The following is a 791-nucleotide window of genomic DNA, read 5'->3' as shown; positions in this document are numbered from 1 at the left end:
CAAAAAATAAATAGCATTAAGTAATGGCTCAGTAGCTCAGTCGGTAGAGCAAAGGACTGAAAATCCTTGTGTCGGCGGTTCGATTCCGTCCTGAGCCACCTTTTATGTCGGAGGGGTAGCGAAGTGGCTAAACGCGGCGGACTGTAAATCCGCTCCTTCGGGTTCGGCGGTTCGAATCCGTCCCCCTCCACCATTCATTTAGGGGTATAGTTTAAAGGTAGAACGAAGGTCTCCAAAACCTTTGGTGTGGGTTCGATTCCTACTACCCCTGCCAATTTCAAATAAATATTATGGCGGATATGGCGAAGTGGTTAACGCATCGGATTGTGGCTCCGACACTCGTGGGTTCGATTCCCATTATTCGCCCCATTTATTTTTGACACTTTTTTTATTTTATTGCATATATATAGTATTGGGCTATAGCCAAGCGGTAAGGCAACGGACTTTGACTCCGTCACTCGTTGGTTCGAATCCAGCTAGCCCAGCCATTCGCGGAAGTAGTTCAGTGGTAGAACACCACCTTGCCAAGGTGGGGGTCGCGGGTTCGAATCCCGTCTTCCGCTCCAATATATTTATGGCGGCATAGCCAAGTGGTAAGGCAGAGGTCTGCAAAACCTTTACCACCGGTTCGAATCCGGTTGCCGCCTCCATAATCGTTTATAATTTAAATTTGTTTCATATCATGCCGGGGTGGCGGAACTGGCAGACGCACAGGACTTAAAATCCTGCGGTAGGTGACTACCGTACCGGTTCGATTCCGGTCCTCGGCATTACCCAAACAAATTATAAAC

At 48.2% G+C, this 791-nt stretch carries 8 tRNA genes; all 8 read left to right on the top strand.

Features of this window, described 5'->3' with window-relative positions:
* Positions 1-25 precede the first annotated feature (25 nt).
* Positions 26-98, top strand: a tRNA-Phe gene (locus BCI01S_RS24545).
* An 11-nt stretch (positions 99-109) separates the two neighbouring features.
* Positions 110-193, top strand: a tRNA-Tyr gene (locus BCI01S_RS24540).
* A 7-nt stretch (positions 194-200) separates the two neighbouring features.
* Positions 201-274, top strand: a tRNA-Trp gene (locus BCI01S_RS24535).
* Between the two features lie 19 nt (positions 275-293).
* A tRNA-His gene (locus BCI01S_RS24530) sits at positions 294-369 on the top strand.
* A gap of 44 nt (positions 370-413) precedes the next feature.
* Positions 414-488: transfer RNA gene (locus BCI01S_RS24525), tRNA-Gln, on the top strand.
* Between the two features lie 3 nt (positions 489-491).
* Positions 492-566: transfer RNA gene (locus BCI01S_RS24520), tRNA-Gly, on the top strand.
* A 10-nt stretch (positions 567-576) separates the two neighbouring features.
* A tRNA-Cys gene (locus BCI01S_RS24515) sits at positions 577-650 on the top strand.
* A 34-nt stretch (positions 651-684) separates the two neighbouring features.
* A tRNA-Leu gene (locus BCI01S_RS24510) sits at positions 685-770 on the top strand.
* The last annotated feature ends 21 nt before the right edge of the window (positions 771-791 follow it).

Origin of the sequence: Niallia circulans NBRC 13626 (assembly GCF_001591585.1) — a bacterium.
Lineage (GTDB): Bacteria > Bacillota > Bacilli > Bacillales > Cytobacillaceae > Niallia > Niallia circulans.
Note: the sequence above shows the minus strand (reverse complement) of the source record. Positions and strands in the feature narration are given on the sequence as shown.